General features: G+C 48.0%; 16 protein-coding genes. 15 read left to right on the top strand and 1 reads right to left on the bottom strand.

Features of this window, described 5'->3' with window-relative positions; all coding sequences use genetic code 11:
* Positions 1–80 precede the first annotated feature (80 nt).
* The 12 genes from B4F99_RS05915 (at position 81) to rlmH (ending at position 13,596) form a co-directional block, all read left to right on the top strand.
* A complete protein-coding gene (locus B4F99_RS05915) occupies positions 81–2,066 on the top strand; it encodes a DHH family phosphoesterase (RefSeq protein WP_290755954.1) in 1,986 nt (661 codons plus the stop codon).
* Complete coding sequence (rplI, locus tag B4F99_RS05920) at positions 2,063–2,506, top strand: 50S ribosomal protein L9 (protein ID WP_023469847.1); 444 nt, start codon at positions 2,063–2,065, stop codon at positions 2,504–2,506. The genes B4F99_RS05915 and rplI overlap by 4 nt, the downstream gene beginning before the upstream one ends.
* Before the next feature lie 19 nt (positions 2,507–2,525).
* Complete coding sequence (dnaB, locus tag B4F99_RS05925; RefSeq protein ID WP_023469846.1) at positions 2,526–3,878, top strand: replicative DNA helicase; 1,353 nt, start codon at positions 2,526–2,528, stop codon at positions 3,876–3,878.
* A gap of 211 nt (positions 3,879–4,089) precedes the next feature.
* Positions 4,090–5,382: an adenylosuccinate synthase gene (locus B4F99_RS05930; protein ID WP_056064628.1), complete on the top strand. Its 1,293-nt coding sequence runs from the start codon at positions 4,090–4,092 to the stop codon at positions 5,380–5,382.
* Between the two features lie 441 nt (positions 5,383–5,823).
* Positions 5,824–6,531, top strand: a complete 708-nt coding sequence (gene yycF / locus B4F99_RS05935) for a response regulator YycF (RefSeq protein ID WP_023469844.1) — start codon at positions 5,824–5,826, stop codon at positions 6,529–6,531.
* 2 nt (positions 6,532–6,533) lie between these two features.
* Positions 6,534–8,384: a cell wall metabolism sensor histidine kinase WalK gene (walK, locus tag B4F99_RS05940; RefSeq protein WP_035411745.1), complete on the top strand. Its 1,851-nt coding sequence runs from the start codon at positions 6,534–6,536 to the stop codon at positions 8,382–8,384.
* Positions 8,381–9,697 (top strand): two-component system activity regulator YycH, encoded by a 1,317-nt coding sequence (gene yycH / locus B4F99_RS05945; protein WP_290755955.1) that lies wholly within the window; start codon positions 8,381–8,383, stop codon positions 9,695–9,697. The genes walK and yycH overlap by 4 nt, the downstream gene beginning before the upstream one ends.
* Before the next feature lie 6 nt (positions 9,698–9,703).
* On the top strand, positions 9,704–10,540 hold the full coding sequence (locus B4F99_RS05950) for a two-component system regulatory protein YycI (RefSeq protein WP_214856542.1): 837 nt from the start codon (positions 9,704–9,706) through the stop codon (positions 10,538–10,540).
* A 10-nt stretch (positions 10,541–10,550) separates the two neighbouring features.
* On the top strand, positions 10,551–11,342 hold the full coding sequence (locus B4F99_RS05955) for an MBL fold metallo-hydrolase (RefSeq protein WP_023469840.1): 792 nt from the start codon (positions 10,551–10,553) through the stop codon (positions 11,340–11,342).
* A 106-nt stretch (positions 11,343–11,448) separates the two neighbouring features.
* Positions 11,449–12,738 carry a S1C family serine protease gene (locus tag B4F99_RS05960; RefSeq protein ID WP_214856543.1) on the top strand — a complete coding sequence of 430 codons (1,290 nt, stop codon included), beginning with the start codon at positions 11,449–11,451 and terminating at the stop codon, positions 12,736–12,738.
* A gap of 144 nt (positions 12,739–12,882) precedes the next feature.
* Complete coding sequence (locus B4F99_RS05965) at positions 12,883–13,044, top strand: CxxH/CxxC protein (RefSeq protein ID WP_069201504.1); 162 nt, start codon at positions 12,883–12,885, stop codon at positions 13,042–13,044.
* Between the two features lie 72 nt (positions 13,045–13,116).
* Positions 13,117–13,596 (top strand): 23S rRNA (pseudouridine(1915)-N(3))-methyltransferase RlmH, encoded by a 480-nt coding sequence (rlmH, locus tag B4F99_RS05970; RefSeq protein ID WP_290755957.1) that lies wholly within the window; start codon positions 13,117–13,119, stop codon positions 13,594–13,596.
* Between the two features lie 374 nt (positions 13,597–13,970).
* On the opposite strand, the gene B4F99_RS05975 is transcribed toward rlmH, so the two are convergent.
* Entirely contained in the window at positions 13,971–14,321 is a 351-nt protein-coding gene (locus B4F99_RS05975; RefSeq protein WP_290755959.1) for a hypothetical protein, read from the bottom strand.
* A 196-nt stretch (positions 14,322–14,517) separates the two neighbouring features.
* Between B4F99_RS05975 and B4F99_RS05980 the strand changes: the two genes are divergently transcribed.
* From B4F99_RS05980 to B4F99_RS05990, 3 genes are all read left to right on the top strand, one after another.
* Positions 14,518–15,180, top strand: coding sequence for an SAM-dependent methyltransferase (locus B4F99_RS05980; protein ID WP_290755961.1), 663 nt, complete (start codon positions 14,518–14,520; stop codon positions 15,178–15,180).
* A 170-nt stretch (positions 15,181–15,350) separates the two neighbouring features.
* Complete coding sequence (locus tag B4F99_RS05985) at positions 15,351–15,884, top strand: Fic family protein (RefSeq protein ID WP_290755963.1); 534 nt, start codon at positions 15,351–15,353, stop codon at positions 15,882–15,884.
* 240 nt (positions 15,885–16,124) lie between these two features.
* Entirely contained in the window at positions 16,125–16,523 is a 399-nt protein-coding gene (locus B4F99_RS05990; RefSeq protein WP_396136380.1) for a GNAT family N-acetyltransferase, read from the top strand.
* The last annotated feature ends 143 nt before the right edge of the window (positions 16,524–16,666 follow it).

Raw genomic sequence — 16,666 nt, forward strand, 5'->3', positions numbered from 1 at the left:
ATCACCTCCTGCTTTTCGGTTATAATAAACAAGTTACTAAAAATTTTAATGAACCCTATAGAGCATATAAGGAGGACACGATGGAGTCAGGTCAACAAGTATCACCGGAACGCGAACGACGTATCGTTCGCTTTATTCCGTATCTATTAATCGTCGGTCTACTTCTCGTCGTCGCTGTCCGCGAACCGATCATCTCTGCCATCGGAGCCGTCGTGACTGCCCTCCTCTTCGGATTGCACCTATACGAAGAACGTCGTGCACGCAGGGCATGGGAGACGTACGTCGCTGGAATCTCGATGCAGGTCGAAGAGACGGGACAAGATGCGTTGACGAACATGCCGATCGGAATTTTGTTATACGATGAGGAAACACTTGTCACCTGGTTCAATGATCCAATGCGGGATATCTTTGATGATGTAGTAATGGGACAGACGCTCAATGAGCTCGATCCCTTATTCATCGAAATGGTCGCGACGAATGAGGATCAAGCGACGCTTGAAATCGGCGATGCCGTGTATCGTGTCTTTTCGAATCATGAGAACCGGACCTTTTACCTGTTCGATATGACGGAAGAAGCACAAGTCGAACAACAACTCGTCGATAATCAGACGGTCATCGGTGTCATCTATCTTGATAACTACGATGAGATGACACAAGGCATCGAGGATCAGTTACGCAGTGAACTGAACAGCCGGGTCACGCAGTTATTGAATCACTGGGCAGCCGAACACGGGACGTATATCAAACGGACTGCGTCCGATCGGTATTTCATCGTTACGACAGAAGAGAATCTACGGATTCTCGAACGATCGAAGTTTACGATTCTGGATACGGTTCGGGAAGAGACGAGTCAACGCGGCGTCCAGTTGACGTTATCTATCGGAATTGGTTGCGGAAGTGACCCGATTCCGGCGCTTGGTCAGATGGCTCAGTCGAGTCTCGATCTTGCGCTGGGACGAGGTGGCGACCAAGTCGTCATCAAACGCGATGGGAAGGTCCGCTTTTACGGTGGTAAGACGAATCCGACGGAAAAACGGACGCGCGTCCGGGCCCGGGTCATCGCTAACTCGCTTCGTGACTTAATGCAGGAATCGAGCCGTGTCCTGATCATGGGTCACAAGAATCCAGACATGGATGCACTCGGATCAGCAATCGGCATTTTGAAGCTTGCGGAAATGAACGATAAGGAAGCACATATCGTCTTACCACCGGAAGAAATCGGACGCGGGATTCGCCGGATGATGGATGAGATCGCTGAAGTACCACAACTCGAGACACGGTTCGTCAATGCGTTTCAAGCCGATCAATTGATCGACGATCAGACGTTACTCGTCGTCGTCGATACACACAAACCGTCACTTGTCGTCGTACCGGCATTACTCGACCGATTCGAGCATATGGTCGTGATTGATCATCACCGTCGGGGGGAAGATTTCATCGAAGATGCGGTTCTCGTATATCTTGAGCCGTATGCTTCTTCGACGTCGGAGCTCGTCACCGAGCTGATCGAGTATCAACCGACGAATCAGAAACTGGCGATGCTTGAAGCGACGGCGTTACTCGCTGGGATCATCGTCGATACGAAAGGCTTTGCCCTGCGGACCGGTTCTCGGACGTTCGATGCTGCATCCTATTTACGCTCACAAGGTGCTGACACAGTGCTCGTACAAGAGTTCCTCAGTCAGGATCTTGAGACGTACGTCGAGCAGTCACATATCCTCGAGCGATCCGAGGTCTATACGGAAGGGATGGCGATTGCGACAGCAGAACCTGGCGTCATTCACGATCAAGTCTTGGTCGCGCAAGCAGCCGATCAATTGTTATCGCTTCGAGGCATTCGCGCCGCTTTCGTCATCGCGGAACTTCAAGACGGACGAACGGCGATTAGCGCCCGTTCGCTTGGGGATGTCAACGTTCAGTTGATCATGGAAAAGCTCGGTGGCGGCGGTCACTTGACGAACGCGGCGACACAGATGTCAGAATCAGTCGTCACCGTGGCGGATGAGTTGCGTAAAGCAATCGATCAATATTTAGAAGATGAGACAAAAGGAGAGGAATCAGAATGAAGGTTATTTTCTTACAGGATGTAAAAGGACAAGGGAAAGCAGGAGACGTCAAAGACGTGGCCGATGCTTATGCAAATAACGTACTCTTCAAGAAAAAGTTGGCGCGCCCTGCAACAACTGGAAACTTGAAGCAACATGAAGCACACGAACGTAAAGCAGCAGAAGAAGCAAAACAGAACTTGCTTGATGCGCAAGCGTTAAAAGAAAAAATCGAAAAAGAGACGATCGTCGTCTCGACGAAAGCCGGTGAAGGCGGTCGTGTCTTCGGTTCGGTCACAAGCAAACAGATCGCAGAAGCACTCAAGAGCATGGGTTACAAGATCGATAAACGCAAAATCGAGCTCGAGCACCCGATCAAGGCACTCGGCTTTACGAAAGTACCATTGAAGTTACACAACGAAGTGACCGCGACATTGAACGTTCAGGTCAAAGAGGCGTGAGTAGAAAAGGGGACCGGTGATGAGTGAAGTCATGCAAAATATGCCTCCCCAAAGCATCGAGGCAGAACAAGCCGTCCTAGGGGCGATCATGATTGATGCGGATCGTTTGATCAGTGCATCAGAACGTCTGTTACCGCAGGACTTTTACCGTGCCTCTCACCAACGGATCTTTGAAGCAATGCTCGTGTTGTCCGACCGAGGCGAAGCGATCGACCTCGTCACGGTGACAGCCGAGCTCAGCACGCTTGGGATCTTAGATGAGATCGGTGGTCTACCCTATCTAGCGGAACTGGCGGAAGGTGTACCAACTGCAGCCAACATCAATTATTACGTCAACGTCGTTGATCAGAAGTCGACGCTCCGGCGTCTCATTCGGACGGCAGGTGAGATCGTCACTGATGGATACGAACGGCAAAATGAGGTCGATGTCCTGCTGAACGAGGCAGAACGGAAGATTCTCGAAGTATCACAAGGAAAAGGAAGCGCGAGCTTCATTCCGATCTCAGACGTCTTGACGAGTGCCTATGCAACGATTGATAAATTGCATAAGCAAAGCGGCGAGACGACGGGGATTCCGACCGGTTTCCAGGATCTCGATAAGATGACGGCCGGCTTTCAGCGCAACGATTTAATCATCGTCGCAGCACGTCCGTCGGTCGGGAAGACGGCGTTCGCCTTGAACATCTCGCAAAACGTCGCGACACGTGCTGACGAGAACGTCGCCATCTTTAGTCTTGAGATGGGTGCCGAGCAGCTCGTCATGCGGATGCTCTGTGCCGAAGGAAACGTCGACGCGCAGCGTCTGCGAACCGGTCAACTCGAGGAAGAGGACTGGGGCAAGTTATCGCTTGCGATGAGTAACCTGTCTCAAGCTGGTATCTACATCGACGATACACCGGGTATTCGGGTCAACGATATCCGGGCGAAGTGCCGTCGTTTGAAGCAGGAGCATGGTCTTGGGATGATCATGATCGATTACTTGCAGCTGATTCAAGGGAATGGTCGCTCAAGCGACAACCGTCAACAAGAGGTCTCGGAAATTTCCCGTTCCTTGAAATCACTCGCGCGTGAACTCGAAGTCCCCGTCATCGCCTTATCGCAGCTCTCGCGTGGGGTGGAGAGTCGTCAAGATAAGCGACCGATGATGTCGGATATCCGGGAATCGGGAGCGATCGAGCAAGATGCCGATATCGTCGCCTTCTTGTACCGTGATGATTACTACAATAAAGAAACGGAAGATGCGAATACGATTGAGATCATCATCGCGAAACAGCGGAATGGTCCAACCGGTACCGTCAAGCTCGCCTTCCGAAAAGAATTCAACAAGTTCGTGGATCTTGAGCCAAGTAACTCGTACGCGCCACCTGCTTAATCCAAGCTACGTCTTGCCCTCGATGAATCGGAGGCAAAACGTAGCTTTTTTTATTTTCACCTAAAGATTCTCAGTTTATTCACTAAAAACGATAATTAAACGAACGAAAAAGAATTGTAACAATTAATTGTTCGGTATTTGGTTGACTTCTTTTTTTTATCGCGTTACACTTAGTCGTGGTTTTGAATCGTACGTGGAGGTGGATGATAAGATGTCATCAGTAGTAGTAGTCGGAACACAGTGGGGCGACGAAGGAAAAGGGAAAATCACCGATTTTCTTTCAAAACAAGCTGACGTCGTAGCACGTTATCAAGGTGGAGACAATGCAGGACATACGATCGTATTCAATAACGAGACGTACAAATTGCACTTGATCCCATCAGGTATTTTTTACTCGGATAAGAAATGTGTCATCGGGAACGGTCTTGTCGTCAACCCGAAATCACTCGTCAAGGAATTGAAGTATCTGCACGATCGTGGTGTTTCAACGGATAACTTGTTAATTTCGAATCGGGCGCATGTCATCTTGCCGTATCATCAGTTGCAGGATCAGTTAGAAGAAGAAGCGAAGGGCGACGCAAAAGTCGGAACGACGCTAAAAGGGATCGGACCGTGCTACATGGATAAAGCTGCACGAATCGGTATCCGGATGGCAGATTTACTCGACAAAGAAACGTTTGCTGAGAAGTTGAAGATCGTTCTCGACCAAAAGAACCGCATGTTCACGAAGATGTATGACGCTGAACCAATCGCGTTCGACGATATCTTCGAAGAGTACTATGCATATGGACAAGAGTTCGCGAAATATGTCTGTGATACATCCGTCGTCGTCAACGATAGTCTCGACCACGGTGAAAAAGTGTTGTTCGAAGGCGCACAAGGTGTCTTACTCGACCTTGACCACGGAACGTATCCGTTCGTTACATCATCGAACGCATCAGCTGGCGGTGTTGCATCAGGTGTTGGTGTCGGTCCAGCCCGGATCGACCACGTCGTCGGTGTTTGTAAAGCGTACACGTCACGTGTCGGTGACGGTCCGTTCCCAACGGAATTGTTCGATGACATTGGACATCAAATCCGTGAAGTCGGTCGTGAATACGGGACGACGACAGGACGTCCGCGTCGTGTTGGTTGGTTCGACTCTGTCGTCGTTCGCCACTCGCGCCGCACAAGTGGGTTGACGGATCTTTCGCTCAACTCGATCGACGTTCTGACAGGACTCGAAACGTTGAAGATCTGTACATCGTACGAATTCAACGGTAAACAGATCGATGAGTACCCAGCAAGCTTCCGTGATCTTGAAGCATGTGTCCCAGTTTACGAAGAGCTTCCAGGCTGGAAAGAGGACATCACAGGTGTCCGTCGCTTTGAAGATCTACCGTTGAACGCACAGAACTACGTTAAGCGGATTGCAGATCTGACAGGTATCTCGCTCGTCACGTTCTCGGTCGGACCGGGTCGTGAACAGACAGTCGTCTTGCGTGATCTCTACGAAGAAGCATAAGTCTCAACAGGACTGACTAAAAAAAGAATGACGTGTCTTTTCACGCCCTTTCCTCAGGCGAGACACAAGCCAGTTTTCCTGCTTCATTTAAGCAGGAAAGCGGGTCTTGTTCGTCTCTGATAGCGCATAAATGCGCTTTTCCTGTAGGAGTGGCGTGTGACGCGTCATTCTTTTTGTTACGGAATAGGGGTGGCAGATCATTATTCTGCTACCCCTCTCTTTGTCGAGACTGACTTTTGAGTCAGCACCGTTTTTTGTGCGAAATGGTTCACAAACGGAAGCAAAAACAGGTATACTAAATACAGTGTTTCACGTGGAACTTCTCCCGTGAGACGACGAACAGTAGAGCGAGTGGCGCCGGGAGTTTCCGTCGCCACCTTTCTATATGCCGAAAAAACAGGTAAAATAGATTGAATAGAAATTTTTAAGGGGGCACACCCAGTGACGGAACGTAAAATTCTAGTCGTCGATGACGAGTTACCGATTGCAGATATACTCAAGTTTAAATTAGAAAAAGAAGGCTACCAGGTCGCGATCGCAAACGACGGCGTGGAGGCATTAGAAAAATTCGAGGAGTTCAAACCGGATTTGATGTTACTTGACATCATGCTTCCACTAATGGACGGGATGGAAGTCTGCCGGGAAGTCCGGAAGACGTCGAAGATTCCAATCATCATGCTGACAGCGAAGGATTCCGAAATCGATACGGTACTTGGTCTTGAGCTTGGTGCGAATGATTACGTGACGAAGCCATTCAGCTCACGTGAGTTACTCGCCCGCGTTAAAGTCCACTTGCGCAATACGAGTCCGGAAGCTACACCACAACCGGTTGGACCAGGTCCACTCAAAGTCGGAGAACTGTATATCGATACGAATTCACATACAGTGACGCGTAAGGATCAAAAGATCGAGCTGACGCAGCGTGAGTTTGAATTGTTGCATTACCTCGCGAAAAACATCGGTCAAGTCATGACGCGTGAGCATTTGTTGCAGACGGTCTGGGGCTATGACTACTTTGGTGACGTCCGGACAGTCGACGTGACAGTGCGCCGTCTTCGTGAAAAAGTCGAAGATAACCCAAGTACGCCGGTCTATATCATGACGCGTCGTGGGGTCGGCTACTATCTCCAAGACGGGGAGAATGAATAACGATGTTAAAAGGAACGAACTTCTTTAAATCCATCCAATGGAAACTTGTCGTCATTTATGCCTTATTGATTTTAGTGGCGATGCAGGTCATTGGTGTCTACTTCGTTCGTTCCCTTGAAAAGCAGTACATTACGAACTTCTCGAAGTCGGTCGAGGACCGGGCAGGTCTTGTCGCCTATAACGTCGGGAAGGAATTCGATAAAACAGGCGATGATGAAGCCTCCAAACGGCAGTTGTCCCAATCATTAGGGCAACTGCTGTCTGAGTTTAGTAATGGCTCCACCTCAAGGAACGACATCCTCGAAGTCCAGATTATCGATCAGGACTCGATCATCCAAGCGACATCGGATGACGAGAACCAGTCGGCGGTCGGTCAACGGGCGACGAATTCACTGATTAAAAAAGCGCAGGCGACGAGCTCGACGCGGACGGACACCGTACTTGATCCGGAATCAGAGGATAAGATCCGAATCTTTGCCGTACCCGTCACCTCGGAACGAGACGGTGTCACGACCGGGATGATTTATGTCCGCGCCTCGATGGAGTCGATCTATTCGCAGATGCAACAGGTCACGCGGATTCTTGCGACCGGAACGGTCATCGCCCTCGTCATCACGTCGATTCTCGGGGTCTTGCTGTCGCGGACGATCACGCGTCCGATTTCGGATATGCGGCGTCAAGCGATCGAGATGCGACGCGGGAACTTCTCGCGGAAGGTTAAGGTCTATTCGGATGATGAGATCGGTCAACTCGCTCGTTCGTTCAACGAATTGACGGATGAGTTGCTCGAAGCGAACGCGACGACGGAAGCCGAACGGCGGAAGTTGACGAGTGTTCTTGAGAACATGACGGACGGAGTGATTGCGACGGACCGGACGCTGCGTGTCATCTTGATGAACGATCAAGCGAAGGATATCGTTGGCGCCGACGATGCGAGCGTCGTCGGAACGAACTTGAAGGACCTACTGGCACTCGGTGACGATTTCATGATTCCGGAAGACGGCACGATGCCACCGCGTCTGCTCGATTTCAGTAGTGAGGACGAACTGTTCCTCGTCCGGGCATTCTTCTCGCCCGTCAAGAAACACAGTGGACCGATTACCGGGATGATCGTCGTCCTACATGACGTCACGGAACAGGAGCAGGTCGAACAGGATCGACGTGAATTCGTCGCGAACGTCAGTCACGAGCTCCGGACACCGCTGACGACGATGCGCAGCTACCTCGAAGCCTTGGCAGAAGGCGCCTATCAGGATGAGGAACTCGCACCGCGTTTCCTTGAGACGACACAAAATGAGACGGAGCGGATGATCCGCCTCGTCACCGATCTTTTACAGCTGTCGAAGATGGACAGTAAGGAATACAAGATGAACAAGGTCCGCTTCGATTACATTCAGTTCTTGAATGAGATTCTCGATCGCCATGACATGACGAAGCCGGAACGGATTCGTTTCCGTCGTAAGATCATGAAGCGGAAAGTCTATATCCGTGGAGATCAGGATAAATTGATTCAGGTCGCAGATAACATCCTGACGAACGCGATCAAATACTCACCGGAAGGCGGAACAATCACCGTCCGGACGATGCTCCGGGCAAAACGGATCGTCATCAGCATCAAAGATGAAGGTGTCGGAATCCCGAAAGCGAATCTCCAAAAAATCTTCGAACGCTTCTATCGTGTCGATAAAGCCCGTGCCCGTAAAATCGGCGGAACTGGTCTTGGTCTGTCGATCGCGAAAGACGTCGTTTCGGCTCACGGTGGCGACATCTGGGCAGAAAGCGAATGGGGACGCGGTACGACGATTTACTTCACGCTTCCGTATGAGGTGATCGAAGAGGTGGATGCCGGATGAAGAAACAACACTGGAGTTCGCTGTTACTCGTCCTGCTCGTCGCCGGTTCGATCACTCAGACAGCGATGCTCTGGACCTATCATCCAAGCAGTGAATCGATCGAGCGGGAACAAGTCTCGTTCAACGAGATCGATGCCTCAAAGACGATTGAAAGCAACCAGCTGATTAATCCGGAATTACTTGTCTATTCGGATCAGGAAGGGACGTACCAAACGCAAATCATCGGGCGGACCTTCCTCAACCGGATCGGTGCATCGTTCAATATCGGGGTCCTTGTCCTGACGGATAAAGCAAAGAACATCCCGGTCGGCGAGCGGAGCGTCGAGATGATTTTTCCGACACCGATCAGCGCAACGATGCTTGAGGAGTTACTCGGAGAAAAACAGATCGCGTTCTCAGAACCGATCAAACGGCTCTATCTCCTCGATTACGATGGTCCGATTCTCCGTCTTGAGTCGGCGACGGGGCGCCTAAAGGACTTTAAACTCGTCGGCGATGAGACGGTTCTGAAACGACTGTTCGCGTACGATAGGAAAAAACCGATGACGCGCGTCGAACTCAAAGGGGGCGATTATACGTATGTCGCGAGTGGTACGACACGGCTGGAACAAGTCTTCGTCTATGACGAGGTCGGGCAATCGCCGCAACCACTCGATCGCATCCGGAGTGCCTTCTTTGCCGAAAATTCGAACGTCCAGCAAATCAAGAGTCGCGATGATCTCGACGTCTTGACGGATGGCGTCAGCGTCTCGACGTACGACCGAAACTACAATGTCTATCGCTTCAACACGTTATCGCCGAACACCCAAAGCTCGACCGTCGATTACAGCACGCTCGTCAGCTACGTCAACATTCATGGAGGCTGGCTTGATCAAGAGACGCAACGGAGTGGTTTCCGCTATTACTTCGATCAGATGAGTAAGAAGGGCGAGGAACAGACGGCGACGTTCCGGTTGTACTTGAACCGATATCCGGTGTTCGGGGAGAGCGGTCCGTTGCTCGAACAGACGAAGTTCGATCTCGCGACACTGAAGATCATGTATGAAGAAAATCAAGTCCGGTCGCTCAGCCGCAGCATGCTTCGAGCGAAGCGGAAGTTGATCCTTCGGGAAGAGACGGTGCCGGCTGTTGAAACGGTTCTTGAACGTTTAAGACGCGCCGATCTCTTAAAAGAAATCAGTGGGATCCGGGTCGGATATGAGATGACGTATAAAATTTCAACGAGCCGCTACGCTGTCTTTGAGCCGACGTGGTTCATCAAGATCGATGGGGTTTGGCAATCGATCAATCAAGCTGTCGGGAATGAGGGGTGAGGATGAATGGACTGGAGTAAAGCGAAGACCTTATTGATGCTGACCTTTTTGATCCTGAACGTCTACCTTGCCATTCAATTGATGGACCGGATGGTCGAACCGCGGATCGTCGCGACGAGTGCGACCGGTAAATCGATCTTGAAGGATCGTCAAATCGATGAGAAAAAACTACAACCGGTTACGCGAGACATCGGCTATTTAACAGCCGAAGTCGATGCGCGGACGCTAGCGCCACTCGCGAGTTCACCGATTCGTGACGCGGTCGCTTCCGTCAAGAACGATGTCGAGTGGTCGGTCCGGTTGACGAAACCGTATCGACTCGAAACGAAGACGATGCGGGATTCCGCTTCATCGTTCGTTCAAGCGTCCGTTCGGTATGGTGCCGAATATACATTTTGGAAGTATGATAGTAAGTATCAGGAGATGACATTCGTTCAGACGTATAAGGGGCAGCCGCTCTATTCGACACCACAGCAGTCGCGTGAGGACGATGCGATGATCGGACCGTCCCTGCTCGTCTTGCAGCTCAACGATGCGAAGGAAATCGTCAGCTACAAACAACGCCACTTGAACAAGGTCGTCCGGCAAGCACAGGACGTGACGTTGTTATCGGCAAGTGAAGCGATCGTCCAGTTGTCGGAGCAAGGTTTGTTCCCGGTATCGAAACGGTTGACGAGTCATAAGCTCGGATATTTCTGTCTCGTCACGGAAGGCACGGAATCCGTTCAAATCCTGCCGCCGACGTGGCAAATCGAGCTCGACAACGAGGAAGTCTACTTTGTCAATGCAATTGATGGCGGTGTCCAAACCGTTGAACGATTGGATACAGTCTCAGAGAAATGAGGAATGCACGATGAGCCTACACTACAGCGTCATGGCCAGTGGCTCGACGGGGAACGCCCTCTATATCGAAAGTGAACAGACCCGTTTGCTCGTCGACGCCGGACTGACTGGAAAGGCGATGCTCGCCTTGTTCGACCAGATTGATCGGTCGCCGCATGGCATCGATGGTCTGTTCGTCACCCATGAACACTCCGACCATATCAAAGGCGTCGGCATCATGGCACGGAAGTACAATATCCCGCTCTATGCGAATGAAAAGACGTGGGCAGCGATGGAAGCGAAGATCGGTAAGATTGATCCGGCGCTGAAGTTCCTCTGGGAAGTCGGAGAGGTCAAGCAGTTCGGTGACATCGAAGTCGAATCGTTCAACGTCAGTCACGATGCAGCGGATCCGATGTTCTTCCAGTTCGCTCATGAGGGAAAACGGTTGGCACACATCACGGATACCGGATACGTCTCGGACCGGATGAAAGGTGTCATTCGGGGCGCCGATGCCTATATCTTCGAAGCGAACCATGATATCGGTATGCTCCAGATGGGACATTACCCGTGGAGCGTCAAACGACGGATCCTCGGGGATTACGGACACGTCTCGAACGAAGACGCTGCGATCGCGATGAGCGAGGTCCTTGACGACCGGACGAAACGGATCCACATGGCCCACTTGAGCAAGGATAACAACATGAAGGAACTCGCCCGGATGAGTGTCTCCCAGACGCTCGCAAGCCGTGACGTCGATCTGAGTAAGATTCAGCTTCTCGACACGGATCCGGTCATTCCGACGCCGCTCCTGAAGCTTTGATTATGGGAAATTACTGAATATGCTCAAAAGACCCCCACATTTGGCTCACTTGCCACGTGATGGGGGTATACTTGTGTAAAGAGAGTCATAAAGGAGGCGTATGTCGATGGATCGACCCGAAGAACCACGGAACGAATCCGAACGATACGAACAGTCATCCGATGAGAGCGGCTTCCCGCCCCGTCAGCCGGCAACGAGCGAACCGGTCAGCCCTTATCGTGAACCATATGAAGAACAACCAGAACCACCACGGCGTCGCGGTGCCGGAAAAGCCTTTTTCGTCGGTCTAATCGGCGGAATCGTCGGAGCCTTATTGATCGCCCTCGTCGCGTGGCCGTTCGTCCGCGATGAGATGACGAGTCCGACTCCGGTTTCGTCGACGACAGCGGAACAGACTGCGACACAGACGACAGAGGATGAAGCCGACATCGTCGGTGCGGTCGGTAAGACGAAGGAAGCCGTCGTGAGCGTGACGAACCTCCAGAGCTCGTTCCAAGGAACCGATCAGGAAACGGGTGCGGGGTCCGGCGTCATCTATAAAAAAGACGGCAATAAAGCCTACGTCGTCACGAACTACCACGTCGTCGAAGGCGCGAGCCGCCTGTCTGTCACGTTATCTGACGGAACAGCACTCGAGGCAAAAGTCCTCGGCGAAGATCCGACGTACGATTTAGCGGTCCTGTCGATTGATTCATCGAAAGTGACACAAGTCGCAAAACTGGGGGATTCGGATACGTTACGTGCCGGTGAAACGGTGCTTGCGATCGGGAACCCGCTCGGAATCTTCGCGAACTCAGTCACACGCGGTGTCATCAGTGCGCAGGAACGGACGGTTCCAGTTGATACGAACAAGGATGGGCAGCAAGACTTTAATACAGAAGTCATTCAAACCGATGCAGCAATCAACCCGGGGAACTCCGGTGGAGCGCTCATCAACACAGCCGGTCAATTAATCGGAATCAACTCGATGAAGATTGCGGAAGCAAGTGTCGAAGGAGTCGGATTTGCGATTCCGATCAACGAAGCGTTACCAATCATGCGTGACCTCGAGCAAAACGGTGAAGTCGTACGTCCACAGCTCGGGATTCAGATTCGTGACGTGCAGGAATTCCCAAGCGGATATCGCGAAGATCGTCTGAAATTACCGGATGATGTCACGAAAGGAATCGTCGTCGTCGGTCTGACACGTAATAGTGGAGCCGAAAAAGCGGGAATGAAGGCAAATGATGTCATCGTTGAGATCAACGGAAAAGCAATTGCATCGTTCGCCGATTTAAAAAGTGTACTGTACCGGGATGCAAAAGTCGGTGAAACAGTCAAAGTCACGTTCTACCGAGGCGGTGAAAAACAGACAGCAGATGTGAAGTTGTCGGCTCAGTCACCAACTGTTCAATAAGGCATAACCTGAAAAACCATCCACAGGTCCGACCTGTGGATGGTTTTTTGAGTGAGGAAACCTGCGCCTTTTCCGGTCAGGAAGGTCGATATTTGTTATACTGGAAACGGATAAATGTGGATAAGTGAAAGGAGGAGACCACCTGTGGATAAGTACGTTTGTTTAGAACATGTCGAGCTCGCACTTGACGAAATCGTAGATGAAACAGAACAATACCCGATTCTCGATCAGCTAAATCCAGAAAAAAACATCACGTGTGAATACTGCGAGGCACCGGCAACATATCTTGTGTCAAGCAAAAAATAAATATCAACATGTGGATTTGTGGATAACTCTGTGGATAACTCCTGAATTTTCTGTCAGAAAGCGAGAAAAAAGATGCAAATTACCATCATTACGGTCGGAAAGCTAAAAGAGAAGTATTTGAAGCAAGGCATCGCCGAATATACGAAGCGTCTTGGCGCCTACTGCTCGATCCAAGAAATCGAGGTCGCGGACGAAAAGGCACCGGAGCAGTTGAGTGAAGCGGAGATGGCGCAAGTGAAGAAAAAAGAGGGTGAACGGATTTTGGCGAAGATTGGACCGGACGTTCATGTCCTTGCACTTGCTATTGAAGGAAAACAACGGACGAGTGAACAGTTTGCAAAAGAACTCGATCAATTCGCGACATACGGCAAGAGCAAGATTGCTTTCGTCATCGGCGGATCACTCGGTCTTGCACCAGAAGTGATGCAGCGTGCGAATGATACAATCTCGTTTTCAAAGATGACATTCCCGCATCAATTGATGAAGATGATTCTCTGTGAACAGATTTATCGGGCGTACCGGATTAATCGGAATGAACCGTATCACAAGTAAGTGCGGTTTTAAATAAATCATCAATGACAGTGGTTTTACTGTAGTTGGTGGTTTATTTTTGTTTGTAAGAGATTGAAGATTTGCAGGTGATTTAGAGGAGGGCGTAACATATTCTAAATAGATATTTAAGTTGAGGATTCCGAAAAAAGAAAAAACTAAGGCCGATTTTCTTTTTATAGAAAATCGGCCTTTACAAATCATTTATGGGTTTTTCATGAACCTTATTAGATGTTTAATATGTCTTTAAATGTAAGGTAATTACATTATACATCGGTGATAATTCAGCTTTTACTGAGGGTCCAGCAAAAGGTGGAGAAATCTTTAACGGTGCAAATAAATTTGTTCTAGGTGTTTATAATTAATTTTTTTAACCATTAAATATATTGATAAAGCAATCCGTCTCGTGTATCAAACCAAAGTAATTTCGCATGTTTTTTCTTTGGAATATTTACTTGTAACGCCCATTCTGGAAACTGTTTATATATTTGAATTTGGTCTCCTGTTGCAAGTGCAATAAATGATACATAATGATCCTTTGTCATAGGATGCTCGGCTGAAATCGAATATTGCATATCAATCTCTTCTATTTTTAATTTTTGTTCATCATTTGCTTTTGTTGCGACTAAAGCATCTAATTTTCTTCCACAACAAGAAACGACGAAATTTCCTGTTGCTAATCCTATATTTGAACAGTTTGGACATACATAATAACTTGAGTTTTTCATATTTCCTCCTACTTCCTTATCATAAGAGCAATCGTGATTTGTGACAACAAACGGAGAGTAGAGTTTGGTGTTAGGTACCAGATACTCAAACAATTCACGGAGAGCCGTATCATTAGTAAGTACGATTTAATAAAGTATCAATTGCAGTAGTTTTCTTGTAGTTGATGGTTTGTTTTTTTTGGTATGTAATTATTTGATGGGGCCGAATTCGGTACGACTTGTCGAGGAACTTCTAATTAAAAATCCAGATGCCATAACGGGTGGAACAGTTCTTGATCTTGGCTGTGGTAAAGCACTAACATCGGTTTATATTGCCAATGAAACGAATGCAAAGACTGTTTATGCAACAGATTTATGGATTTCTGCAACAGAAAACTGGGAAACAATACAGGAGTGGAAGCTTGAGGATAAAATGATTCCCATTCATGCGAATGCACTAGACTTACCTTTTGCGAATGATTTTTTTGATGCAATTGTGAGCATCGACTCTTACCATTATTACGGCTGTGAGGAGGAATTTTTTGCGAAAAAAATGCTTCCCCTTTTAAAAAGTGGTGGGTACGTACTCATTAGTGTTCCTGGTTTGAAAACAGAGCTTGAGCAAGTGCCTGAGGTGATGAGTGAATGGCTGGAAGATGCGGTTGATACTTTCCACAGTGCCGATTGGTGGGAAAAACATATTCAACAAGGCTGTGAGGATTTAATCGAAGTGACGGTGTATGAATCGGATCAATTCGAAGCATGTTGGCAGGACTGGATCAATACGGGCAACGAATATGCGATAAATGATGAGAAATTTTTAAACCGTGGCTTAAAGGAGTTATTAAACTTTGTCATGATTGTTGTTCGTAAAAAATAGCAACTGTTCAGCTAATATAAAAACATAAATGCTTTTAATGACATGCTTCCCAGTTTGCGAGAAAAGCTTTTTTAGACTGGACATATAACTCAAAGGCGATCGAAGGTAATACTTTAACGATTAACGAAACAAAAGTTGTGTTAGAAGGTATTACAGTTGGTGGCAAAACAATGCGTGAACATTTAGAGGTCATTAACCACCGCGATGCAATTTCTTATGTTGAAGATGTTATGCATAAAGAGGAGCCATTTTCAGAGTGGCAAATCAAAAATTTACATCGTCTTGTATTAAAAGGCATTGACGATAGCTATGCCGGTGTTTACCGAGACCAGCAAGTATTTATTTCAGGAGCAGTGCATACACCTCCGCCACCATTTAAAATTCAAGAAGAAATGGATGTATTAATGTCTTGGTATGACGGAAAGGCGCAAAGCTTACATCCAATCGTACTTGGTGCGATGTTGCATGCAATATTTGTGGGCATTCATCCATTTATTGATGGAAATGGTCGAACTTCACGACTTTTATTAAACTTAGAGTTAATGAAGTCAGGCTATCCACCAATAATTATTCGTGTAGAAAACAGATTAGCTTACTATAATGCTTTAAATAAAGTACATACAACGAAGGATTATGCTGATTTTATAGAGCTTGTTGCGAAGGAAGTAGAAGCTTCATTAGATTTATATTTAAGCGCAATTTAAAACCGCACTTAACTACATTACGGAGAGCCTTATCATAAATAAACAGTATTTAGATGACCGCCTTAAGTGTAGTAACTGATACTCGAGGTGGTCTTTTTTAAATAATAAGATCAACCCTTATATCACAATTAACATAATAAATATAAATGAAAGGTATACATAATGGTTATTCAGATTATAGAACAGAAAACACGTAGTCAGATTAAAGACTTTTTTACTGTGCACTGGGGCAGTTCACAAATGGTAACGTCAACAGGTGTTCATGATTGCAGTCTGTTGGATGGATTTTATGTTACGAATGATGATCATGAAATCATTGGACTAATCACCTATCATATTACTTCACAGACGTGCGAAATCATTTCACTGGATAGTCTTGAAGAAAATAAAGGAATCGGTTCACAATTGATGCAAATGGTAGAAGAAAAGGCAACACAGCAACAATGCAACTTGCTGACGCTCGTTACGACAAACGACAATGAACGTGCGATACGTTTCTATCAACATCGGGGATATACAATATCGCAGGTGATTCCGAATGCTGTAGAACTTGCACGCAAAATAAAACCGGAAATTCCGTTGTACAATGAAAAGGGAGTTTCGATTAAAGACGAAATCGTCTTGATAAAACATTTATGAGTCACTTATTCGTTGTTGATGTTAGAACTTCTAAATAATCTTTCTCACTCTTGAATTGATCATTCACAATCAAATCCGGTGAAATCAAATAGGTTCCGACATATTCACCGTGCTTAATTTTGAAATAGCATGTCCTAGGTGCG

The sequence above is a fragment of the Exiguobacterium sp. UBA3491 genome (assembly GCF_002377745.1).
GTDB lineage: Bacteria > Bacillota > Bacilli > Exiguobacteriales > Exiguobacteriaceae > Exiguobacterium_A.

What these genes read in the sequence shown, in the direction of transcription:
- rlmH (WP_290755957.1), top strand. Translation starts at nt 13,117, where the DNA reads ATGCAAATTACCATCATTACGGTCGGAAAGCTAAAAGAGAAGTATTTG.
- B4F99_RS05915 (WP_290755954.1), top strand. Translation starts at nt 81, where the DNA reads ATGGAGTCAGGTCAACAAGTATCACCGGAACGCGAACGACGTATCGTT.
- yycH (WP_290755955.1), top strand. Translation starts at nt 8,381, where the DNA reads ATGAAGAAACAACACTGGAGTTCGCTGTTACTCGTCCTGCTCGTCGCC.
- B4F99_RS05955 (WP_023469840.1), top strand. Translation starts at nt 10,551, where the DNA reads ATGAGCCTACACTACAGCGTCATGGCCAGTGGCTCGACGGGGAACGCC.
- B4F99_RS05980 (WP_290755961.1), top strand. Translation starts at nt 14,518, where the DNA reads ATGGGGCCGAATTCGGTACGACTTGTCGAGGAACTTCTAATTAAAAAT.
- B4F99_RS05950 (WP_214856542.1), top strand. Translation starts at nt 9,704, where the DNA reads ATGGACTGGAGTAAAGCGAAGACCTTATTGATGCTGACCTTTTTGATC.
- B4F99_RS05990 (WP_396136380.1), top strand. Translation starts at nt 16,125, where the DNA reads ATGGTAACGTCAACAGGTGTTCATGATTGCAGTCTGTTGGATGGATTT.
- B4F99_RS05985 (WP_290755963.1), top strand. Translation starts at nt 15,351, where the DNA reads ATGCGTGAACATTTAGAGGTCATTAACCACCGCGATGCAATTTCTTAT.
- B4F99_RS05975 (WP_290755959.1), bottom strand. Translation starts at nt 14,321, where the DNA reads ATGAAAAACTCAAGTTATTATGTATGTCCAAACTGTTCAAATATAGGA.
- walK (WP_035411745.1), top strand. Translation starts at nt 6,534, where the DNA reads ATGTTAAAAGGAACGAACTTCTTTAAATCCATCCAATGGAAACTTGTC.
- dnaB (WP_023469846.1), top strand. Translation starts at nt 2,526, where the DNA reads ATGAGTGAAGTCATGCAAAATATGCCTCCCCAAAGCATCGAGGCAGAA.
- B4F99_RS05960 (WP_214856543.1), top strand. Translation starts at nt 11,449, where the DNA reads ATGGATCGACCCGAAGAACCACGGAACGAATCCGAACGATACGAACAG.
- rplI (WP_023469847.1), top strand. Translation starts at nt 2,063, where the DNA reads ATGAAGGTTATTTTCTTACAGGATGTAAAAGGACAAGGGAAAGCAGGA.
- B4F99_RS05930 (WP_056064628.1), top strand. Translation starts at nt 4,090, where the DNA reads ATGTCATCAGTAGTAGTAGTCGGAACACAGTGGGGCGACGAAGGAAAA.